Origin of the sequence: Streptomyces sp. NBC_01216, assembly GCF_035994945.1 — a bacterium.
In the GTDB taxonomy this organism is placed as follows: Bacteria; Actinomycetota; Actinomycetes; order Streptomycetales; family Streptomycetaceae; genus Streptomyces.
On the sequence record NZ_CP108677.1, the window covers coordinates 5,885,418 to 5,907,198 of the forward strand.

A 21,781-nucleotide genomic window follows, 5' to 3' on the forward strand; every position below is an offset into this window, starting at 1 on the left:
GCGTGACCGCCAGGGTACGTGGGCTTGCTGGGGCCTCTCTCGTCCGCGCGCTTCCGTCACCGTCCGGGGCCGCCTAACGTGAGGCGCATGACACCGGAACCCGACTTTTCCGCACCCCCCGAGGATGACGCGCCCGACGCCTATGTGGGCCTTGCCCGGGAGCGGGCCGAGCGGCTCGCCGGGCTGCGCGGCTGGAGCGTGGTGCGGTCCGTGCCCGCCGGCTCGATCATCACGCTGGAGTACCTGGAAGGGCGCATCAACTTCGAGGTGGACGGCGGTACGGTCACCCGCTGCTGGCTCGGCTGACGCCGCCGCCGGCGCTCCGGACGGCGTTCCCGCCCCATGAGACGAAGGGCCCCGGCGGGGAGCCGGGGCCCTTCTCGTACGGTCGTGTGCCCGGGTGCTCAGCCGCCCGTGAGAGGCCGCGAGTGCCCCGGGCGACGGCTGCCCGCCGGGGTGACCGGCGTCCGCTCGGAGCGCGCCGCGTGCGGCCGGGAGGCGGTGAGCGGCGGGGCCAGCCGGCCCTCCCCCCGCCCGACGGCGGCACGGCCGTTCCGGATGCCGACGCTCTCGCGGACCGGCTCCTCGGCCCCCGACGGACGCGGTGGGAAGAGCACCGGGCGCGGACCACCGGTCGCGACGGGGAGCGACGGAACCAGCCGGCGGCGGGCCCGCAGCCTCTCGCGCAGCCGGTCGCGCAGGGCGAGGACCGCCTCCTCCGTCCGGCCGATCACCGGCTCGCACCAGGGCAGCGCGAGCAGGATGAGCAGACCGGCGGCCCAGCCGAGCAGGACGTCGCTGAGCCAGTGCGTCCCGAGGTAGACGGTGGTGAGGCCGACTCCCAGCGCCACCACGGCCGACAGGGCGGACAGGTAGCGGCGGGCCCGCGGAGTGGTCGCCAGATAGGCCAGGATTCCCCAGGTCACGACCGCGTTGGCGGTGTGTCCTGACGGAAATATATCGCCGCCCGCGAAGAGCTCGGCGGAGCCGATCTGCGTCGCGTAGTGAGGGCCGAGACGGCCGAGTCCGAGCTTGACCGCGCCGACCGTGACATTGAGCAGCAGCAGCGCGGCGCCGAGCGCCAGCAGAGGGCGCAGCGTGTGCTGGCGCCAGGAGCGCCAGCCCAGCCAGGCCGCCACCATCACGGCCGTCGGGCCGCGCTGGCCGAGGACGACGTAGTAGTCGAGGAACCCGTGTACCTCCGGCCACTGCTGGTACGGACGGAAGAGCATGATCTTCCAGTCCAGGGTCACCAGCGAGGTCGAGAGCAGTACGGCCACGACGATCGCGAGATAGAACGCCGACGTCCCGCCGAAGAGGGCGAGACGCGTGCGGGTCATCCGCGGGACCTCTATCTTCGGCGGTTCCGGCTCCCGGTCCAGCCGGGCAAAGATGTCGGTACGCACCCAATCGACGTTACAGGGAGTGAGTAGCGAGACCGGTCGATCCCGTGCCTTCGTGATGACGATGTGATGTGGAGTAGGTCTCAGTACGGTGAATTCGTCCGACCCCGGTCGGCTAATCGCACGACCTCACGTCCTATTGCCGCCGGACGTGATTCCGGAAGCGGGTTTGCCGGTCCGGGAATTGCCCCGGGCCGTCGTCCGGCCGTAATTCCCCTGCCTCGCGGGCCGATCGGAGTGGCGTACGCCACACGGGGCGGCTCGTCGCGGTGAGAGCTGCACCACGCGCTCGCCCTTCGGACTCGCGTACGCTGACGGCTCACTCGCCCGTCGATGCCGGGCCGCCCCGAGGACACGCACCCCGGCCGGTGCCCGCCGAACGCGAGGGAAACACTGGGAGGTACGCAGATGCAGCGGACGAACACGGCCCGAACACGGCTCCGTGCCGCCGCGGGCGGCACCAACCGCTGGGTCGTCCTCGTCGTCCTCTGCGTCAGTCTGCTGCTCGTCGCCCTGGACGCCACCGTGCTCCACGTCGCGGTCCCGTCCGTCACCGAGGACCTGCGCCCCAGTGCCACCGGCCTGCTGTGGATAGTCGACGCCTATCCGCTGGTCTGCGCCTCCCTCCTCATCCTCTTCGGCACGCTCGGTGACCGGGTCGGCCGCCGCCGGGTACTGCTCCTCGGGTACGCGCTGTTCGGCCTCGCCTCCGCGGTCGCCGCCCTCGCCACCGTCCCCGAGGTGCTCATCGCGGCCCGCGCCCTGCTGGGCGTCGGCGGCGCGATGATCATGCCCGCCACCCTCTCGATCCTCCGGGCGGTCTTCCCCGACCGGCGCGAGCGGGCCACCGCCATCGGCATCTGGACGGCCGTCGCCGCGGTCGGCGCCGCCACCGGACCGGTGATCGGCGGATTCCTGGTCGAGCACTTCTGGTGGGGCTCGGTCTTCCTGATCAACATCCCGCTGATGGCCCTGATCCTGCCGCTCGGCCGCTGGCTGCTCCCCGAGTCCCGGGGCGTCGGCGACGGCCCCTGGGACGTCCTCGGCGCGCTGATGGCCGCGGCCGGCGTGCTGGGTGCGGTCCTCGGCGTGAAACGGCTCGGAGCGGGCGAGAGCCTGCTCGCCTTCCCGACCGCCGCGCCGCTGTGTGCCGGGGCGGCCCTGCTGATCCTCTTCGTCCGGCGGCAGCGCCGACGGGAACACCCGCTGATCGACATGCGGCTCTTCTCCCGCGCCGCCTTCACCACTTCCGTCGGCTGCATCGTGCTCGCCATGCTGGCCCTGGTCGGCCTGGAGCTGATCGCGGTCCAGTACCTCCAGCTCGTCCTCGGGCTCAGTCCCCTGGAGACCGGCCTTCGGCTGCTGCCGCTCACCTTCGCGGCCATGGCGGCCGGCGCCACCGGCTCGTACACTCTGCGCCGGATCGGGCCGCGCCGGATGGTCGGCTGGGGCTTCGTGCTCACCGCCGCCGCCGTGCTGCTGCTGATCCTCATGGGCCAGCACGACCGGCCGCTGCTGCTCACCGTGGGCTTCGTGCTGCTCGGTTTCGGGCTTCAGACCACTCTCTTCTCCGCGTACGAGTCGATGCTCAGCGAGGCTCCGCCGGAGAGCGCGGGTGGCGCGGCCGCGATCGGGGAGACCTCCTACCAGCTCGGCGCGGGCATGGGCATCGCGCTGCTCGGCAGCGTGATGAACGCGGCCTACGGCCCCGGTCTCTCCCGGGTCCCCGGGGTTCCCGACAGCGCGAGCCGCGCCGCCGCGAACTCCCTCGGCGAGGCGTACCAGGTCGCCGACGGCCTCGGCGGCGAAGCCGGGACCGCACTGCACCGGGCGGCCCGGCACGCCTTCGTCCACGGTCTGCACGTGACCCTGTTCGTCAGCGCCGGGCTGCTGCTGCTCGGTGCGCTGATGGCGCTGCGGCTGCCCCGGGTCATGGAGTGCACGGTGGACCCGGAGGACCTGGCGGAGCGGACACCGCCCACGGACGCCCGGAGACCGGCCGTCGGCCCCGACGGCCCGGCCGCGCGGGACGACCGGGCCGCGCGGGGGGAAGCCCGCCCGGCCGTGCGGGTTCCCGCCACGCGGGAGGCGGTCGAGCCGGCCGGCTCTGGACGCGCGGCACACTGAGCCGTAACGTCGGCGCAGATTCCTGATCAGCAACGCCACGTACCTGTTGTGCGTTCCGCCGGAGGCCCCCGCATGTCCGCATCCTCGCCCGCTGCCCCGAAGCCGCCGCCCTTCGACCCCGGCGACCCGCTCGGCATCGACGACCTCCTGGACCCCGAGGACCTCGCCGTCCGTGACACGGTCCGCGGCTGGGCCGCCGACCGGGTCCTGCCGCACGTCGCCGAGTGGTACGAGCGTGGCGAACTGCCCGCCATCCGCGAGCTGGCCCGGGAGCTCGGCTCGATCGGCGCGCTCGGGATGTCCCTCACCGGCTACGGCTGCGCCGGCGCCACCCATGTCCAGTACGGCCTGGCCTGCCTGGAGCTCGAGGCCGCAGACTCGGGCATCCGCTCCCTCGTCTCCGTGCAGGGCTCGCTCGCCATGTACGCGATCCGGAAGTTCGGCTCCGAGGAACAGAGGCGGCGCTGGCTGCCCGGCATGGCCGCGGGCGAGATCATCGGCTGCTTCGGTCTCACCGAGCCCGACCACGGCTCGGACCCGGCCGGAATGCGCACCCACGCGAAGAAGGACGGCGGCGACTGGGTGCTGAACGGCCGCAAGATGTGGATCACCAACGGCTCGGTGGCGGGGGTCGCCGTGGTCTGGGCGCAGACCGACGAGGGCATCCGCGGATTCGTGGTGCCGACCGACGTGCCGGGGTTCTCCGCGCCCGAGATCCGCCACAAGTGGTCGCTGCGGGCCAGCGTCACCAGCGAGCTCGTCATGGACGACGTGCGCCTGCCGGCCGACGCCGTGCTGCCGGAGGTCACCGGACTCAAGGGCCCGCTCAGCTGCCTCTCGCACGCCCGCTACGGCATCGTCTGGGGCGCGATGGGCGCCGCACGCTCCTCGTTCGAGTCGGCCCTGTCGTACGCGAAGACCCGTGAGCAGTTCGGCAGGCCGATCGGCGGATTCCAGCTGACCCAGGCCAAGCTCGCCGACATGGCCGTGGAACTGCACAAGGGCATCCTGCTCGCCCATCATCTCGGGCGCCGGCTCGACGCCGGGCGCCTCCGTCCCGAGCAGGTCAGCTTCGGCAAGCTCAACAACGTGCGGGAGGCGATCGAGATCTGCCGTACCTCACGCACCATCCTCGGTGCCAACGGCATCTCCCTGGAGTACCCCGTGATGCGGCACGCCACCAATCTCGAGTCCGTCCTCACCTACGAGGGGACCGTCGAGATGCACCAGCTGGTCCTGGGTAAGGCGCTCACCGGGCTGGACGCGTTCCGGTAGTCGTGTCCTGGTGGCCGGGGACCCGTCGGCCGTCGGCGGGGGGGACGGCCTTCCGGCGAGCGGCCCCGCCCTCAGCTCTGGTTGAAGAAACCGTCCTGCGCGCGGGCCGAGTGGTCCCCGGTGACGATCTGGGTGTCGGCCGGGGTCAGCAGGAAGACCCGCGTCGCCACCCGCTCGATCGATCCGCGCAGGCCGAAGGCGAGACCGGCGGCGAAGTCCACCACGCGCTTGGCGTCGGAGGGTTCCATGGCCGTGAGGTTCACGATGACCGGGACGCCGGCCCGGAAGAGCTCGCCGATGCCCCGGGCGTCCCGGAAGCCGTCCGGGGAGACGGTCGCGATCCGGCGGCCCTGCTCCTGTGCCGTGTCGGACGCCACCCGGACCCGCGGGTCCGTCACCCAGGCGTCGCCGTTCTCGGCACCTTCGGCGTACTCGTCGTCGTAGTAACGCTCGTCGTTGTCCTCGACGAGTCCCAGCCATGCACTCGCCTTGCGCACCGATCCCATGGACGCCTCCTTTCAGCGCGGTCACTTGTGGTTCCGCAATCCCTATCGTCGTCCATGATGCGGATTACGCGCCAAGTGGATAGTCGGCGCGCGAGGGATTCGTGACGGGACTGGTGCAGAACGTGAGGCCCGTTTTCTGGCGAATCGTCAGGAATATTGCGCAATGTCGGGCCTGACGGAGGGTCGGGAGGGGCCGCGCAACTCAACATATGAAAGTCGGCCCATAAGGGTGACGAGGGGGGCGTACGGGTGAACGGCACGACGGATACGATGCCCACTCGCACGTGCGCGACACACGGGGGACCGCTTGTTCGGAATCGTCAGGCCCTGCACGCACCGTCTCGGTGTGGGGCTCAGGGCGGAGTGGACGGCGCATCTGTGCGGGCTGTGTCTGGCCCTGCGGGCCGACCACGGACAGTTCGCCCGGGTGGTCACCAACTACGACGGTCTCGTCGTCTCGGTACTGACGGAGGCTCAGACCGGCACTCGCGACGGGACGGTCGCGGGCGGGCGCCGCACCGCGGGCCCGTGCCCCCTGCGTGGGATGAGGACCGCCCCGGTCGCCCAGGGCGAGGGCGCGCGGCTCGCCGCGGCGGTCTCTCTGGTGCTCGCCTCGGCGAAGGTGCGGGACCACGTCGCCGACCGTGACGGACTGCTGTCCCGCAGGCCGGTCGCCGCGGCGGCGCGCCGGGTCGCCCGGTCCTGGAACGAGGCGGGCGCGCGCTCCGGGCGGGCGGTCGGCTTCGACACGGCCGTCCTGGTCGACGCCGTCGACCGCCAGCCCGGGATCGAGGCGGGCGCCGGACCCGGTACGTCCCCGCTCGTCGTGACCGAGCCGACCGAGACGGCCACCGCCGCGGCCTTCGCGCACACCGCGGTACTGGCCGGCCGGCCCGGGAACGTCGCGCCGCTGACCGAGGCCGGCCGGCTCTTCGGCCGGCTCGCACACCTCCTGGACGCCGTCGAGGACCGGGAGGCGGACGCGGCGAGGGGTGTGTGGAACCCGCTGACCGGGACGGGTACCTCGACGCGGGAGGCCCGGCGCCTCGCGGACGACGCCCTGGGCGGCATACGGACGGCGCTGAGGGAGACCGGGTTCACCGACGGCCGGCTGACACACGTACTGCTCGCGCACGAGCTCCGTAACGCGGTGGACCGCGCCTTCGGCACGACCGCCTGCGCCCATCGGCCGGCGGACGCCGCCCCTCGGCCCCTGGCGCGCCGGCCCGGTCCCTCCGCGCCCGGGACGGTGCCCGGCCACCCGTACGCGCCGGGTCCCGATGGTCCCACGGGCCCGGACGGAACACCGCCCCCCGAGCCGCCGAACCGCCGTCGGGGCCTGATCGCCGGCTGCGCGGTCTGGGCGGGCCTGGCCTGCACCTGCCGGCTGTGCTGCGGCACCTACGAGGACCCCTGGAGCCGGCGGCGCAGGCGGGGGCTGTGCGACTACTGCGACTGCTTCGAGTGCTGTGACTGCTGTCAGTGCGGCGATGGGGGTCGCTGCGACGGCTGTGACTGCTGCGGCTGCGATTGCGGCTGCTGACGGTCCGTCCGGCGGGCCGTCCCTCACCGGCACCCACTGGCTCTCCAGCTACCCGGAGGGTTGAATTCCGGCCGTTCCCGGGCGGTGGCCTGCGGACGGCGACGATGTGCTCCCCGGCACGCGGCGGCCCAGGACACGACCGGCGTCGACGGGAAGGACCTGACCGGCCGTGCCCGATCACCGTCGGCCACGCCCCGGCCCACGCGTCCAGGGTCACCTCGGGACGGCGATGCTGGTGGGCCGCGCCGCCAACGGCGGTGGGCGGTCCGCGACCTTCTGGGCGGAGCCGCTCCCGGACCTCCTCGCGAAGCCCTCCCCGGGCCCACGGCGGAGGTCGGTTCCGGGTCGGTCCGGCGGTGTTCCCCGTATCCACCCGGCGTGTACCGGCGGCACACCGCCGTCCGTGCCCGTGCGCCGAATGCACCCGTGAAGTCCCTTGTGTGCGGCGGTAGTTGAGCTTCGTACGGCCGAAAGGCGCCCTTGCGAGGCCGCCCGGGGCGGGCCGAGACTCCCCCACAGCGCCGGCCCCTGGCCGCGCCTCACGGGCCCGACACCCCACTGCGGGCCCTCGATTCCCCCCTGGAGGAACGCGAAGTGAGGATCAAGCGCACCATCCCCACCACCCCCCACGGCCGTGTCACGAGACGGCTCCGCCTCGCCGCCGTCACCACCGGTCTCGTCGCCGCCGCGGCGCTCGCCGTCCCCACCGCGAACGCCGACACCGCCCAGACCTTCAGTGCGTCACAGCTGTCCGCCGTGGGTGACGCCGTGCTGAGCGCCGACGTGGCCGGAACGGCCTGGCACGTCGACCCGGCGACGGACAAGCTGGTCGTCACCGTGGACTCCACCGTGTCGAAGGCCGAGATAGCCGAGATCAAGCAGCGAGCCGGAGCCAACGCCGGGGCGATACGCGTCGAACGCACGCCGGGCCGGTTCACCAAGCTGATCTCCGGCGGTGACGCCGTCTACGCCAGCGGCTGGCGTTGTTCCCTCGGCTTCAACGTCCGTGACAGCGCGGGCAACTACTACTTCCTCACCGCCGGCCACTGCACCGACGGCGCGGGCACCTGGTACTCCAACTCCGCCCGGACGAACGTGCTCGGTTCCACGGCGGGATCCAGCTTCCCGTACAACGACTACGGCATCGTCCGCTACACCAACAGCTCCGTCTCCAAGCCGGGCGCGGTGGGCAACGTGGACATCACCAGCGCCGCCAACGCCACCGTCGGCATGTCCGTGACCCGGCGCGGTTCCACCACCGGCACCCACAGCGGCTCGGTGACCGGCCTCAACGCCACGGTCAACTACGGCGGCGGCGACGTCGTCTACGGCATGATCCGCACCAACGTCTGTGCCGAGGGCGGCGACTCCGGCGGTCCGCTCTACTCCGGCAGCCGCGCCATCGGTCTCACCTCCGGCGGCAGCGGCAACTGCTCCTCGGGCGGCACCACCTTCTTCCAGCCCGTCACCGAGGCGCTGAGCGCGTACGGGGTGAACGTCTACTGAGCGACCCTGGCCGGAGGGCTTTCCTCCGGTGCGCGCCATGACACCGTGAGACGAACCAGGTCCCCCGGCCGGACGCGGCCGGGGGACCGCCGCGTGACGGGGAGGGCCGCGCCGGCGGCCGGCGCAGCCGACGGACGGAGCCCGGGCCGGCCGCTGCCTCCCGCCCTCTTCGCCCGCACCGGCGCCGGCCCCCGCCCCGTCTCGTCGGCGCCCTGAGGCGCGCTCCGGGACGTCCTACGGCTTCACGCCCATCTCGTCCGCGAGCGGCTCCGCCGCGGGGTTCCGCTTCAGGGACGTCGTCACGAGTGTGATCGCGGTCCCGGCGACGGCCCAGGCGGACAGGACCAGGAGCGGGCCGGTGACACTGTTGCCCTCGAAGTACGCGAGGGAACGGGCCACCCAGGTGCCCGCGCCCGGTGGCAGGGCCGGGCCGATCGCGTTCCAGAAGGGGGGAAGCATCGGCAGCGGGAAGGCGCCGCCCGCGCTCGGGTTGCCCGCGACCACGATCAGCAGGATCGCCAGGCCGATTCCCACGATGCCGAAGACCGACTGGAGGGCCAGGGTCGCCGCGCCGACCGCGAAGACGACCAGGGTGCCCAGGCCCCACAGGGCCACGACGCTGCCCGGCAGGGCGCCGAGGACCGGGCCGACGATGACGGCACCACCCAGTCCGCCGAGGGCGGAGTAGACCGCGAGCGTGGCGAGCCGGATGAACGCCCGGGGCATGTCGGCGGGCCGGGAGCCCGCGCTGATGGCCAGGATCGCGGCGCAGATGTAGCCGCCGACGCACCAGCCGACCACCAGGTAGAACGCCGAGAGGCCGTCGAAGTCCTCGGCCGAGGCGGGGGCGACGTCCACGGTCCTGACCGTGCGGCCGTCGGCGGCCTCGATCCGGGTGAAGAGCCCTTGCAGGGTGGAGGACAGCACCGTGCCGCCGCCGGAGGCGACGAGCAGGGTGTCGGTGGTCCCGGCCGGGTCCACCAGCAGGGCGCCGTCGATGTCCCGGTTCAGGATCTGCTCGCGGGCCGCGGCCTCGTCGGTGACCGTCCGGGGGGCCAGCGGCTCGCCGGGAAGCCTCTCCAGCCGTCCGACGAGCTGGGCGGAGACCTGCTGCGGTGCGACCACGCCGAAAGGGACGTCCCGGGGCTGCGGATGGTGCAGCGCCCCGACGTACGAGGTGATGAAGAGCAGCTGGAGGGCGAGGACGCCGACGACGAGCAGGGCGGCTCGAGGGGTGACGGCGCTCTTCAGCTCATCGGCGAAGGTCATGCCCTCACGCTCCGGGGCCGGGGGCGTCCGCGCAGGTGGGATGGGTCCGTATGGCTGACCCGCGCGCAGTATCGTACGTTCGTTCGATATGAGTTAGGGTGAAGGGGAGGGGGTGGGAACATACGTACGAATCGATGCGGGAGGTGCGCATGCCGGGATTCACGCATCTGCATACCGCGTCGGGTTTCTCCCTGCGCTACGGCGCCTCGCACCCCGAGCGGCTGGCCGAGCGCGCCGCGGAGCGCGGCATGGACGCCCTCGCCCTCACGGACCGGGACACGGTCGCGGGCGTGGTGCGCTTCGCGAAGGCGTGCGAGAAGGCGGGCGTCCGTCCCCTGTTCGGCGTCGACCTCGCGGTCGCGCCGCCCGCGCGGCCGTCCTCCCCTCCTGCCCGCGGGCGCGGCCCGGCCGCGACGTCCGGAAGCGGCGGGTGGCCCGGGGTGGGGGAGACGCGGACCTCGGCGCGACGAGTGCCCGTGCGCGGCGGGGCCTTCGTGGACGAGTCCGCGACCCGGGCCGTCCTGCTCGCCCGTTCCCGGGCGGGCTGGGCCGCTCTCTGCCGGACGATCACCGCCGCCCACGCCGCCGGCGGCCGGCCCCTGCTGCCCTGGGACGCCAACCACGGCGAGGGCCTGTTCGTCCTCCTCGGTCCCGAGTCTGATGTCGGCCGCGCCCTCGCCGCGGGCCGCCCCGACCGGGCCGCCCGCCTGCTCGCCCCCTGGCGCGAGCGCTACGGCGACGCGCTGCGCCTGGAGGCCGTCCACCACGGCCGCGACGGCGCCGGCCCCGGCTCGCTGCGGCTCGCCGCCCGTACCGTCGGATTCGCCGCCGAACAGGGGGTCCGTCCGGTCCTCGGCAACGCCGTCCGCTACGCAGACCCCGGCCAGGGCCCGGTCGCCGACGTCCTCGACTCCGCCCGTCGCCTCGTGCCGATCGACCCCCGCAAGGAACTCGACGGCGGCCGGTCCTGGCTCAAGGGCGCGGATGACATGCGGGCCGCCGCCGAGCGGATCGTGGAGGCCGCGGGCTTCCGCCGGAACGCCGCGCACCGGCTGCTCGAACAGACCCGAGCGGTCGCCGAGGAGTGCCTGCTCGACCCCCAGGACGACCTCGGCCTGGGCTCCGCCCACTTCCCCGAACCCCGCCTCGTGGGCGCCGGGCACCGCACCGCCCAGCGCGTCCTCGCCTCCCGGGCCGCCGCGGGCATGGTGCTGCGCGGCTACGACCGCGGCCGCGACCGCCGGGTCTACTGGGACCGCGTGCACCACGAGCTCGACATCATCGCCCACCACGGCTTCGCCACCTACTTCCTGACGGTCGCCCAGGTCGTCGACGACGTACGGCGGATGGGTATCCGGGTCGCCGCCCGCGGCTCCGGGGCGGGGTCGCTCGTCAACCACCTCCTCGGCATCGCCCATGCCGATCCGGTCGAGCACGGGCTGCTGATGGAGCGCTTCCTCTCCAAGAACCGCGTCGCCCTGCCCGACATCGACATCGACGTCGAGTCCGCCCGCCGGCTGGAGGTCTACCGCGCGATCATCGGCCGCTTCGGCGCCGAACGCGTCGCCACCGTCGCCATGCCCGAGACCTACCGGGTGCGCCACGCCCTGCGGGACGTGGGCGCCGCCCTGTCCATGGACCCGGCCGAGATCGACCGGCTCGCCAAGGCGTTCCCGCACATCCGGGCCCGGGACGCTCTCGCCGCCCTCGACGAACTCCCGGAACTGCGCGAACTCGCCGGGGAGAAGGAGCGGTACGGCAGGCTCTGGGAATTGGTCGAGGCCCTCGACGCCCTGCCGCGCGGCATCGCCATGCATCCCTGCGGGGTGCTGCTCTCGGACGCCTCGCTGCTCACCCGCACACCCGTGGTGCCCACCAGTGGAGAGGGGTTCCCCATGTCGCTGTTCGACAAGGAGGACGTGGAGGACCTCGGACTGCTCAAGCTCGACGTGCTCGGGGTGCGGATGCAGTCCGCGATGGCGCACGCCGTCGCGGAGGTCGAGCGGGCGACGGGTGCCCGGGTCGACCTCGACGACCCGGAGCAGGTGCCGCCGGGCGATCCGGCCACGTACCGGCTCGTCCAGTCCACCGAGACCCTCGGCTGCTTCCAGATCGAGTCGCCGGGGCAGCGCGACCTGGTCGGCCGGCTCCAGCCCGCCACCTTCCACGACCTCGTCGTGGACATCTCGCTCTTCCGGCCCGGCCCGGTCGCCGCCGACATGGTCCGCCCCTTCATCGAGGCCCGCCACGGCCGCGCGCCCGTCCGCTACCCCCACCCGGATCTGGAGGAGGCGCTGAGGGAGACGTACGGCGTCGTCGTCTTCCACGAGCAGATCATCGAGATCGTGCGGATCATGACCGGCTGCGGCCGGGGCGAGGCCGACCAGGTGCGGCGCGGGCTCTCACATCGCGAGTCACAGGGCCGGATCAGGCTCTGGTTCGCCGGGCGGGCCTCTCTGCGGGGATACGACGACGCCGTCGTCGCCCGTACCTGGGAGATCGTGGAGGCATTCGGCTCGTACGGCTTCTGTAAGGCGCACGCGGTGGCCTTCGCCGTGCCGACGTACCAGTCCGCCTGGCTCAAGGCGCACCACCCCGCCGCCTTCTACGCCGGGCTGCTCACCCACGATCCGGGGATGTATCCGAAGCGGCTGCTGCTCGCGGACGCGCGGCGACGGGGGGTGCCGGTGCTGCCGCTGGACGTGAACCGGTCCGCCGCCACCCATCGGATCGAACTGGTGTCTGATTCTCCTGAGGTGTGGGGCGTGCGGCTCGCACTCGCCGACGTCCACGGCATCAGTGAGGCGGAGAGCGCGCGGATCGAGGCGGGACAGCCCTACGCCTCGCTGCTCGACTTCTGGGAGCGGTCCCGGCCGCGCAAGCCGGTCGCCGAACGGCTGGCTCAGGTGGGCGCGCTGGACGCCTTCGGCGCCAACCGCCGGGACCTGCTGCTCCATCTGGCCGAACTCCACCGTACCCAGCGCGGAGCCGCCTCCTACGGTGGGCAGCTCCCGCTCGCCCAAGGCCGGAAGACCGCGCCCGTCGGCCTGCCCGACCTCGACGAGTCCGAGCGTCTCAGCGCCGAACTGGGCGTGCTCGGCATGGACGCCTCGCGCCATCTCATGGGTGACCACGACGCCTTCCTGCGCGAACTCGGCGTCGTCTCCGCCAAGCGGCTGCGCGAGGTCCCGCACGGTGCCACCGTGCTCGTTGCGGGAGCCAAGGCGGCCACCCAGACCCCGCCGGTCCGCTCCGGCAGGCGGGTCATCTTCAGCACGCTCGACGACGGCACGGGTCTGGTCGACCTCGCCTTCTTCGACGACGCCCACGTGGCCTGCGCGCACACCGTCTTCCACTCCTGGCTGCTGCTCGTCCGGGGCGTGGTGCAGCGACGCGGCCCCCGCAGCCTCAGCGTGGTCGGAGCGGCGGCCTGGAACCTCGCCGAGCTGGCGGAACTGCGCGCGACCGGCGGTCTGGAGGCGGTGGGCGCGCGGCTCGCGGAGCCCGCGCCCGCCTCCGCCGGCCCCGGTGACAACGGCCGCCGGATCACCATGGAGACCGGGTACGCGATGAACCCCTGGGCGGACCTGAAGCCGGCCGGCGAGGGTGTGCGCGCCCCGGCGAAGAAGCAGAGGAAGCTGTGGCACCAGAGTCCGGGGAGCGCGGGATGATCCTCTGTGTACGGTTCCGGGTCGAGCCGGACCGCCAGGCACTGCTCCCCCGGCTGGTCGCGCTGCTGGGCGAGTTCACCCCGGTCGTCGAGGCCGCGCCGCCCGACACCCTGTTCGCCGACGTGCGCGGCGCGCCGCGCTACTTCGGCTGGAGCCCGGTGGAACTGGCCTCGGTGGTACGGGTCAGGGCGCTCGCCCTGTACGGCGTCGACTGCGTCATCGGGGCCGGTCCGAACCCGATGCTGGCCCGGATGGCGGCCCGCGACGCCCGACCCGGCAGCACCCCCGTCGTCGAGGACCCGGCCGCCTTCCTGCGGGACCGTCCGGTCGGCGCGCTCGACGGGGTCGGGCGCGCCCTGGCCCGCACGCTCCGCGGGTACGGCCTGGACTCCGTCGGCCGGGTCGCGGACGCGCCGCTCGCCGTGCTCCAGCGGCTGGTCGGCGCGCGGACCGGACGCGAACTGGCGGAGCGGGCGCGGGGCATCGACCGCACGCCCGTCGTCCCGAACGCGGCCTCCCGCTCGATGGCGGCCGAACGGTCCTTCCCGAACGACGAACTGGACCAGGACGTCCACCGCAAGGCGCTGCTCTCGCTCGCCGCGGAGCTGGGCGCCGGAATGCGGACGGAGGAGCGGGTCTGCCGTTCCCTGACGGTCACCGTGCGCTATGCGGACCGGTCCGTCACCAGCCGTACCCGGACGCTTCCCGAGCCGACCGCGCACTCGGTGGCGCTCGCCTCACTCGCCTACGCGGTCCACGCGTCGTTCGGGCTCCAGCGGGCGCGGGTGCGGGGGATCGCGCTGCGGGCGGAAGGGCTGGGCCCGGCGGAGGGGACGGCTCGGCAGCTCACCTTCGACCCGGCCGACGAGAAGGCCCGGCGGATCGAGGAAGTGGCGGACCGGGCGCGGGCGAGGTTCGGGCCGAACGCGGTCCTGCCGGGATCGCTGGCGGCCTGAGAGCCTGTCGGTCGAAGGCCACCCGGCAGGTTCTGAGCGGCCCTCGGGCCTGGTGGTCCGGTGCGGCGGCGGCCCGGGGGGCGCGCACCGGCGGCGGTCCCGGGTGTCCTGTTCACTCTTCTTGACGACAGGTCAGTTTTTACCGACGCGTAACTTCCCAGTGAAGGCTACTCGTCCGTAGCTTGGTGGGAGCAGAGCATCCCCACTTGTGGTCCGGACCGCAGGGCTCCACGCATCCACCATTTCCCCTTGAGCCGCAAGGAGATCGCACGATGCTGCCCTGGAAGCACGCGCTCAGAGCCTTGTCCGTCCTGCTGCTGACCGCCGCCGCCCTCATCGCCCCCACCGCCTCGGCCCAGGCCGCGACCGCCCCCAGCCGGGGCTGGAACGACTACTCCTGCAAGCCCTCGGCCGCCCACCCCCGCCCCGTCGTCCTCGTCCACGGGACCTTCGGCAACTCCGTCGACAACTGGCTGGCCCTCGCGCCGTACCTGGTCAACCGCGGGTACTGCGTCTTCTCGCTCGACTACGGCCAGCTGCCCGGCGTGCCCTTCTTCCACGGGCTCGGCCCGATCGACAAGTCGGCCGAGCAGCTCGACGCGTACGTGGACCGGGTGCTCGCCGCCACCGGCGCCGCCGAGGCCGACCTCGTCGGCCACTCGCAGGGCGGCATGATGCCGCGCTACTACCTGAAGTTCCTCGGCGGCGCCGAGAAGGTCAACGCGCTCGTCGGCATCGCCCCCGACAACCACGGCACCACGCTGCTCGGTCTGACCAGGCTGCTGCCGTACTTCCCCGGAGCCCAGGACCTGCTCGACGCCAAGGTCCCGGGCCTGGCGGACCAGGTGGCGGGCTCGCCCTTCATCACCAAGCTCAACGCCGGCGGGGACACCGTGCCGGGCGTCCGGTACACGGTCATCACGACCAAGTACGACGAGGTCGTCACCCCGTACCGCTCCGGTTTCCTCTCCGGGGCGAACGTCACCAACGTCGTCATCCAGGACAAGTGCGCTCTGGACCTCTCCGAACACGTGACGATCGGGACGGTGGACCGGGTGACGTTCCACGAGGTGACCAACGCCCTCGACCCGGCCCACGCGACCCCGACCACCTGTCTGTCCGTGATCGGTTAGCGGTCGTAGCGGCCCGTCGGCAGCGACCTGCGGCGGGCCGAGACGAAGAGCACGGCCGCGCCCAGCACCAGGACGGCGGCGCCCACGGCCGCGAGGTACGGGGCCGTGGCGTCGCCCCCGGTCTCGGCGAGACGCTCGCCGGAACCGGCGGCGGCGGGTTCGTTCGGCGCGGCGGACCTCCCGGAAGCCGGGGCGGAGGTGGCCGATCCGGCCTCCGCCCCGGCCTCGCCCGGCGCGTCGGCCGGTGCCGCGGCGGTCGCCTTCGCGCCCGTCGCGGCGTCCGCGTCACCGTGCCCGCCGTGCTCGACGGACGACTTCTCCGCGCCGTCCTCGATCTGCTGGTCGGTCGGGGCGGACGCCGTCGGTGCCGGGGTTCCGGACGTGTCGACGTCGTCCTCGCCGAAGACGACGTCGGAGCACGTGTAGAACGCCTCGGGGGAGTCGGAGCGCTGCCAGACCGAGTAGATCAGGTGCCGGCCGGACTTGCCGGGCACGGTCCCGTCGAAGACGTAGTCACCGTTCTCCATCCGCGGGTCGGTCGCCGTCACGAACGGCTTCTCCTCCAGGTCCGACCATTTCAGCGGCTTGGTGGGGTCGTAGCCGTCCCTGGTGACGTAGAGCGCGAAGGACCCCCGGTGCGGCGCCGTCCCCTTGTACCGGAAGGTGTGCCGGCCCGAGGCGAGGGCGACGGCGGGCCAGTCGCCGCGCGCGAGGTCGAGCCCGCGGTACTTGTCGTTGCCGGCGCTGCACAGCTTGCCGTCCGGGATCAGCTCGCGGTGCTTCCCGGCCGCGTTGGCGATGTTCACCGCGTTCCAGTCGTAGATGGCCTGGGTACCGCTCGCCGCCACCGCCGCCTTGCACGCCGCCGACCTGGGGCTCTCCGGCCCCTCCGCGTAGCAGGCCGACACCCGGCTCACCGGATCGGTCATCGACCCGTGCGCGGCGGCCGGAGCGGCGCCGAGCCCGACCGGCACGAGCGGCGTGATGCCGAGAGCGAGGACGACGGCGGCCGTGCGGCGGCGAGAGGTCATGACGGGCGACTCCTTCGAGGGGGGAACGGAATCCGAGGGGCGCGGGGGAGCCCGGTGCGCGGACCCGTCCGCCCCCGGCGCTCAGCAAGTTAGCCGCCGCGCACGGTGGAAATCCCCGCAGTAGGCCGGAGACGACGATCCTTATGGTCGCTTTAAGGCGTTGCTAAGAGGCACCTCAGACGGGGGCGCGACGAGGTGATCCCGCGTCGCGGGCGCGGTCCGGATACGAGACCGGCGACCGGCGAGCGGCGCGCGGACCGTCCGTACGATCGTATGCACTGCCGACGTACCCTCAACTCGCCCCCGTTCGAGTGGGTTTCGGGGTCCGAGCGCCGTGATCCGGTATCCCTGGCGGGCGACACCACCCCCACCGGAGGACACCCCTATGCGTCACCGCCTTCCCCTCGCCCTCGGAGCCCTGATGATCGCCGCCACCGCGATCGCCACGACCGCGGCCCACGCCGGCCCGGCCGACGGAGTCACCGTCGACCCGACGGGCACCGTGTCCGCCGACGGCGCGGTCACCCTCTCCGGCACCTATCGCTGCGTCGACGACGCCGCGGGACCGGTCTTCGTGAGCAGCGCGCTCGTCCGGCAGGACCGGTCCACCGGCATCGGCGGCACCCGTGCCGTCTGCGACGGCAGGGTGCGCGCCTGGTTCCACTCCGGAGTCGTCGAGGAAACGGTCCGCCAGGAGGGTGCCCGGGCGCGGGCCGCCCTGACGCAGCTCGGGCCCGGTCCCCTGGGGCTCCCGTTGCCCCGTCTGCGCGCGACCGGGGAGGCGCACATCGCGCCGGTCCGAAGCAGTTGACGGAATGTCAGGTGGCCGGTCGGCCTCAGAGCCTGTCGGGCGGCCTCTGACCGGGTGGTCGAAGGTCACCCGACAGGCTCTCGGAGGGCCGCCCGACGGGCTCTCAGTCCGAACGGCGCAGCGCGACGAGCGGCACGCCCCCGCGTCGGTCGGCGCCGAGCGCCTCGAACTCGGCCGGGGTGCGCGGCGCGTGGCCGACGGAGCGCATCAGCCGTTCGGCCAGCCTCGGGTGGCGGCGGGCGTAGTCGGCGAGCGCGCGCCCCGACTCCTCCGGGGGCAGCGGGACGGCCGTGCCCTGGTAGGCGCGGCGGCCCACCTGGTAGCGCACCTCGGGGGTGGCGAGGACGTTGCGCAGCCACTGCGAGCGTTCTCCGTACCCCGAGGCGATGAGGTACGCGCCCGGTTCGGGGAGCCGGGCGACCACCTCCAGCACCACCTGCCGGGGCCGGCCGGACACCCGGCCGGTGTGCGTGAGCAGCACCATGCGCTGCCCCAGCAGTCCTCCCAGGCCCAGGCGGTAGAGCGTGATCGGCGCGCGCAGTACCGCGCGGCGGAGCCCCTTCGTGGGCGGTCCTCCCTTGAGCGGGTTGAGCATGGTGCGGTTCCCCTCTCCGTTCTTCGGCGGGTTGCGGGTGTGGTGTGGGCGCGGGTGGCCGTCAGCGGTGTGGCGGGACCAGCAGCGTGACGATCGGTTCGGCGAGGGCGGCCAGGTCGACCGTGGGGTCGAACAGCCACTGCAGGACGCATCCCTCGATGGCTCCCACCAGTACCGCGGCGTGCGCCGACGGGGTGACGGAGGCTTCCGCGCCGTGTGCCTCGGGCGCCGCCAGCAGTCCGGCGAGGACCGCCCGGTAGTCGCGGTAGAAGGCGGCCATGTCGATCCAGGCCGGCTTCCGCGCCCCCGCGGACCAGACGTCCAGCAGTGCCAGGGCGAGGTCCCGTTCCCGGGCCAGCAGCTCCACCACCGAGCGCACCAGGAACGCCAGCCGCTCGGAGGCGTCGCCCGGATGGTGTCCGACCTCCGACAGCAGGGCCTCGGAGCGGGCCGCGAGACCGTCGTACGCCGCCCGCAGCAACTCCTCCCGGCTGCCGAAGTACAGGTAGACACTGCCCTTGGCGATGCCCGCCTCCCGGGCGATGTCCTCGATCCGGCTGTCGGCGTAGCCGTGCCGGGCGAAGACCCGCACCGCGGCGGCCAGGATCTCCTCGCGCCGCGCCTCCCGGTTCACCCGCTTCGGCATCCCACCACCCCTCCCGATAATGACTGACTGGTCAGTCATTATTGCGGACGGCTCTGCGGATGGCCAGGCCGAACGACGGAGCGGGGCCGCGCCTCCGTCGGCCGGCCTCTGGCCGACGGCCTCAGTGCCCCAGCAGGTCGATCAGCCCCTCACGCCCCAGGACCTCGAGCTCGTCGAGGGCGACGACGGCGCGGGCCGCCGCCTCCGGGTCGGCGGCGGCGAGACCGCTCGCCGTGAACTCGTCCTCGTCCAGGCGCAGCACCTCGCTGCCGTCCGCCGACACCCACAGATCGAGGTCGAGGTCCTCGACCACCACCTTGCCGCCGGCGACGGAGGCCGGCCGGGTGATGTCGCAGTACCACCCCTTGAGCGCTCCGCCGCCGGAGCGCACCTCCTTCACCGCGTACCAGCGGTCACGCCAGTAGTGCTCGACGAAGACGTCCCCCGGCTCGAAGCGCACGAACCCGAAGTCCCGCACGCCCCGCGCGGCCCATGGGGCGCGGACCGTCAGCCGGACCCCGTCGTCGGTGACGACGTCCGCCGGGTAGCGGATCTTCGTCCGGCCCGCCTTCGTCAGTACCACCTCAACCGAGCGAACGGACATACCGGACCTCCGTCGCGCAGACCTCGTAGCCGAACCACTTGTTGATCGCCAGCATCGGCTCGTTGCCGGTGTCGTTCCCAGTGAACGCCTCCGTGCATCCGCCGGCGCGGGCGCGGTGCAGGGAGTGGTTCTTGGCGAGCTTGGCGAGGCCGCGGCCCCGGAAGGCGGGATCGGTGCCGGTCATCCCGGTGCTGTAGCGGCCCGCCCCGTCGGTCTGGGCGGCGCTGAAGGCGGCGGGGCGGCCGTCGACGACGGCGACGGTCGTCAGCTCGGCGTCGAAGAGCGGGTGGTTCCAGGTGGTCGCCAGCCAGTGCTCGTAGTCCGTGAGCAGGGCTCCCACGTCGCCCGGCTCGTCCGCGGTCGTGAGCGCGTCCAGGGCGAACAGCGGTCGCGGATCGTCCGCGTACGCCGACGCCGGACGCAGTTCCACGCCGGTGGGCGGCTCCTGGAGCGGCGGGAGCGACGAGCCGGTCAGGTCGAGCCGGAGGAAGTGGGCGGAACGCCGGGAGACGTAGCCGCGCCGCTCGGCGAACGCCCGGTTTCCCGGGGCGTCCAGGACCCAGCTGTACAGCGTCGTGGCGCCCTTCTCCGCCAGGTGCTCCTCGGCGGTCCGGGCGAGCAGTGCGCCGGCCCCGCGGCCCTGGTGCCCCGGATGCACATAGACGTTGAGGGAGCCGACGTGCGGCTCCGGCGCGTCGTGCGCGATCCGGACCTGCGCCGTCCCGACGAGCTCGCCGTCGGTCGTCTCGGCCACCAAGGGGCGTTCGTGGCCGTCGGGATGGGACCGCGCCCAGTCGAAGGCCAGTTGCCGGGCGGTGGAGAGCATGAAGGGAAGCGCGGCGCGCCGGACCAGGGCGAAGCGTTCGGCGTCCTCGGGACGTACATCCCGCACGATGAGGGGCATGGGCCCGAAGGTACGTGCGGATGTGGTGGGGGTGCCTCCCCATTTTCCGGGGATCGGGGGCAGAATCGGGCTGTGACCTTGCGTATCGTCGTGGACACCGACTCCACCACCGCTCCCTACGAACAACTCCGCGCCCAGATCTCGGAGCGGGCCCGCTCCGGGGTGCTGCCCGTCGGCTTCAAGCTGCCGACGGTGCGCGGCCTGGCGGAGGACCTGGGCTTGGCGGCCAACACGGTCGCCAAGGCATACAAGGCGCTGGAGGCGGACGGCGTGATCGAGACGCGCGGTCGGCTCGGCACCTTCGTCGCCGCGGCGGGCGACGAGGCGGAGCGCCGTGCGGCGGCGGCGGCGGCCGGTTACGCGGCGGAGGCCCGGCGCCTGGGCCTGAGCCGGGAGGCGGCGCGGGCCGCGGTCGAGGACGCGCTGCGGGCGGTGTACGGAGCCTGAGCGCCTGTCGGGTGGCCTCTGGCCGGGCGGACCGCCGAGGGAAGGACCCCTGCCGGGGAGGGGCCAACGCCGGGCGAGCGCGGGGAACGGGTGCGCGGTCTAGAGGTACAGGCCCGGCTCCGGCGCGCGCGAGCCCGGCACGCCCGCCGCCGGAGTGCCCCGGCGTAGGGCGAAGAGTTCCGCGAGCGTCGCGCCCTCGCGGCCGACGCCGTCCTCTGTGCCGAGCCATGTCACGGCTTCCTCGCGGGTCAGGCCGCCCACCTCGATCCGCGCCAGGCACCGGCCGGGGCGGACCACCGCCGGGTGCAGACGCTCCAGGTCCTCGTTGGTCGTCACACCGACGAGGACGTTGCGGCCCTGCCCGAGCAGTCCGTCCGTCAGGTTCAGCAGCCGGGAGAGCGCCTGGCCCGCCGTGTGTTTGGCCTCGCCGCGGATCAGTTCGTCGCAGTCCTCCAGAAGGAGCAGCCGCCAGCGTCCCTTCGCCGTGCCCTCGTCCTCGCCGATCGCGATGTCCATCAGATAGCCGACGTCGTTGAACAGCCGCTCCGGGTCCAGGACGCAGTCCACCTGGCACCAGTCCCGCCAGGACCGGGCGAGCGTGCGCAGGGCGGAGGTCTTGCCCGTTCCCGGCGGGCCGTGGAGGAGCAGCAGGCGTCCGGCGATGTCGTCCGGGGTGACCTTCATCAGTCGGTCCATCGCGTCGGCCACCGGCGCGGTGTAGTTGGGGCGGATCTCCTCCCAGGTGCCCGCGCTGATCTGACGCGTCGTGCGGTGCGGTCCGCGCCGCGGGGAGACGTACCAGAAGCCCATCGTCACGTTCTCGGGCTGCGGTTCCGGTTCGTCCTTCGCCCCGTCCGTGGCCTCCTTGAGGACCCGCTCCGCGAGGTCCGCACCCGTCGCGGTGACGGTGACGTCGGCGCCCCGGCTCCAGCGGGAGACGAGCAGCGTCCAGCCCTCGCCCTCGGCCAGGACGGCGCTGCGGTCGTCGTCCTTGGCGGCGCGCAGCACCGTCGCGCCCGACGGCAGCAGGGACGCGGCCGGTTTCACCCGGTCCAGGGTGGTGCTGTGGGAGTGCGGTTGCTCGCCCGTCGCGAAGCGGCCCAGGAACAGCGCGTCGACGACGTCGGCGGGTGAATCGCTGTCATCGACGTTCAGCCGGATCGGCAGCGCCCGCTGCGGCTCCGACGGCTCCGGTGGCGCGGACGGTACGGGCGAGGTGGCAGACATGGCGACCATGATCCGGCAACGGGGCATGCCGCGCACGGTGTTTTGGGCGGGTCGTTCCGCGGGTGACGGCAGCGCGGGACGCTGGCTCGAACTCGATGCTCCGTCCAGGGCTTTCCATTACCGAACG

19 protein-coding genes are annotated in these 21,781 nt (G+C 73.2%); 10 read left to right on the top strand and 9 right to left on the bottom strand.

Going from position 1 to position 21,781, the window contains the following annotated elements; translation table 11 throughout:
• Window positions 1-87: 87 nt before the first annotated feature.
• On the top strand, window positions 88-306 hold the full coding sequence (locus OG393_RS26415; RefSeq protein WP_327377191.1) for a proteinase inhibitor I78: 219 nt from the start codon (window positions 88-90) through the stop codon (window positions 304-306).
• Window positions 307-404: 98 nt separating this feature from the next.
• Here the strand turns inward: OG393_RS26415 and OG393_RS26420 are convergent, their stop codons facing one another.
• On the bottom strand, window positions 405-1,406 hold the full coding sequence (locus OG393_RS26420; protein ID WP_327377192.1) for a phosphatase PAP2 family protein: 1,002 nt from the start codon (window positions 1,404-1,406) through the stop codon (window positions 405-407).
• A 405-nt stretch (window positions 1,407-1,811) separates the two neighbouring features.
• On the opposite strand from OG393_RS26420, the gene OG393_RS26425 reads away from it, so the two are divergent.
• Window positions 1,812-3,530, top strand: a complete 1,719-nt coding sequence (locus OG393_RS26425) for an MFS transporter (protein ID WP_327377193.1) — start codon at window positions 1,812-1,814, stop codon at window positions 3,528-3,530.
• Window positions 3,531-3,602: 72 nt separating this feature from the next.
• On the top strand, window positions 3,603-4,805 hold the full coding sequence (locus OG393_RS26430; RefSeq protein ID WP_327377194.1) for an acyl-CoA dehydrogenase family protein: 1,203 nt from the start codon (window positions 3,603-3,605) through the stop codon (window positions 4,803-4,805).
• 71 nt (window positions 4,806-4,876) lie between these two features.
• Here OG393_RS26430 and OG393_RS26435 read toward each other — a convergent pair whose 3' ends face one another.
• Window positions 4,877-5,311 (bottom strand): cell division protein SepF, encoded by a 435-nt coding sequence (locus OG393_RS26435; protein WP_327377195.1) that lies wholly within the window; start codon window positions 5,309-5,311, stop codon window positions 4,877-4,879.
• 307 nt (window positions 5,312-5,618) lie between these two features.
• On the opposite strand from OG393_RS26435, the gene OG393_RS26440 reads away from it, so the two are divergent.
• Both OG393_RS26440 and OG393_RS26445 read left to right on the top strand, forming a co-directional pair.
• Window positions 5,619-6,854: a DUF5685 family protein gene (locus tag OG393_RS26440; RefSeq protein ID WP_327377196.1), complete on the top strand. Its 1,236-nt coding sequence runs from the start codon at window positions 5,619-5,621 to the stop codon at window positions 6,852-6,854.
• 594 nt (window positions 6,855-7,448) lie between these two features.
• Window positions 7,449-8,360, top strand: coding sequence for a S1 family peptidase (locus OG393_RS26445; RefSeq protein WP_327377197.1), 912 nt, complete (start codon window positions 7,449-7,451; stop codon window positions 8,358-8,360).
• 234 nt (window positions 8,361-8,594) lie between these two features.
• Here OG393_RS26445 and OG393_RS26450 read toward each other — a convergent pair whose 3' ends face one another.
• A complete protein-coding gene (locus OG393_RS26450; RefSeq protein ID WP_327377198.1) occupies window positions 8,595-9,629 on the bottom strand; it encodes a DUF3533 domain-containing protein in 1,035 nt (344 codons plus the stop codon).
• A 149-nt stretch (window positions 9,630-9,778) separates the two neighbouring features.
• Between OG393_RS26450 and OG393_RS26455 the strand changes: the two genes are divergently transcribed.
• The 3 genes from OG393_RS26455 to OG393_RS26465 all read left to right on the top strand — a co-directional run bounded on the left by OG393_RS26455 (window position 9,779) and on the right by OG393_RS26465 (window position 15,389).
• Window positions 9,779-13,300 (top strand): DNA polymerase III subunit alpha, encoded by a 3,522-nt coding sequence (locus OG393_RS26455; RefSeq protein WP_327377199.1) that lies wholly within the window; start codon window positions 9,779-9,781, stop codon window positions 13,298-13,300.
• A complete protein-coding gene (locus OG393_RS26460) occupies window positions 13,297-14,256 on the top strand; it encodes a DNA polymerase Y family protein (protein WP_327377200.1) in 960 nt (319 codons plus the stop codon). Before OG393_RS26455 ends, OG393_RS26460 begins: the two co-directional genes overlap by 4 nt.
• Before the next feature lie 272 nt (window positions 14,257-14,528).
• A complete protein-coding gene (locus OG393_RS26465; RefSeq protein ID WP_327377201.1) occupies window positions 14,529-15,389 on the top strand; it encodes an esterase/lipase family protein in 861 nt (286 codons plus the stop codon).
• On the opposite strand, the gene OG393_RS26470 is transcribed toward OG393_RS26465, so the two are convergent.
• Window positions 15,386-16,420, bottom strand: a complete 1,035-nt coding sequence (locus OG393_RS26470; RefSeq protein WP_327377202.1) for a lytic polysaccharide monooxygenase — start codon at window positions 16,418-16,420, stop codon at window positions 15,386-15,388. The genes OG393_RS26465 and OG393_RS26470 overlap by 4 nt on opposite strands.
• 385 nt (window positions 16,421-16,805) lie before the next feature.
• Between OG393_RS26470 and OG393_RS26475 the strand changes: the two genes are divergently transcribed.
• Window positions 16,806-17,231: a DUF6299 family protein gene (locus tag OG393_RS26475; protein WP_327377203.1), complete on the top strand. Its 426-nt coding sequence runs from the start codon at window positions 16,806-16,808 to the stop codon at window positions 17,229-17,231.
• A gap of 103 nt (window positions 17,232-17,334) precedes the next feature.
• Here OG393_RS26475 and OG393_RS26480 read toward each other — a convergent pair whose 3' ends face one another.
• The 4 genes from OG393_RS26480 to OG393_RS26495 all read right to left on the bottom strand — a co-directional run bounded on the left by OG393_RS26480 (window position 17,335) and on the right by OG393_RS26495 (window position 19,980).
• Window positions 17,335-17,826 carry a nitroreductase family deazaflavin-dependent oxidoreductase gene (locus OG393_RS26480; protein WP_327377204.1) on the bottom strand — a complete coding sequence of 164 codons (492 nt, stop codon included), beginning with the start codon at window positions 17,824-17,826 and terminating at the stop codon, window positions 17,335-17,337.
• A gap of 61 nt (window positions 17,827-17,887) precedes the next feature.
• Window positions 17,888-18,472, bottom strand: a complete 585-nt coding sequence (locus OG393_RS26485; RefSeq protein ID WP_327377205.1) for a TetR/AcrR family transcriptional regulator — start codon at window positions 18,470-18,472, stop codon at window positions 17,888-17,890.
• 121 nt (window positions 18,473-18,593) lie between these two features.
• Window positions 18,594-19,076 (bottom strand): DUF402 domain-containing protein, encoded by a 483-nt coding sequence (locus OG393_RS26490; RefSeq protein ID WP_327377206.1) that lies wholly within the window; start codon window positions 19,074-19,076, stop codon window positions 18,594-18,596.
• Complete coding sequence (locus OG393_RS26495; RefSeq protein WP_327377207.1) at window positions 19,057-19,980, bottom strand: GNAT family N-acetyltransferase; 924 nt, start codon at window positions 19,978-19,980, stop codon at window positions 19,057-19,059. The genes OG393_RS26490 and OG393_RS26495 overlap by 20 nt, the downstream gene beginning before the upstream one ends.
• Before the next feature lie 72 nt (window positions 19,981-20,052).
• Between OG393_RS26495 and OG393_RS26500 the strand changes: the two genes are divergently transcribed.
• The gene (locus OG393_RS26500; RefSeq protein ID WP_327377208.1) at window positions 20,053-20,427 is read left to right on the top strand and encodes a GntR family transcriptional regulator; all 375 of its coding nucleotides are present in this window, start codon (window positions 20,053-20,055) and stop codon (window positions 20,425-20,427) included.
• A 99-nt stretch (window positions 20,428-20,526) separates the two neighbouring features.
• Here the strand turns inward: OG393_RS26500 and OG393_RS26505 are convergent, their stop codons facing one another.
• Window positions 20,527-21,654: a DUF5925 domain-containing protein gene (locus OG393_RS26505; protein WP_327377209.1), complete on the bottom strand. Its 1,128-nt coding sequence runs from the start codon at window positions 21,652-21,654 to the stop codon at window positions 20,527-20,529.
• Window positions 21,655-21,781 lie beyond the last annotated feature (127 nt).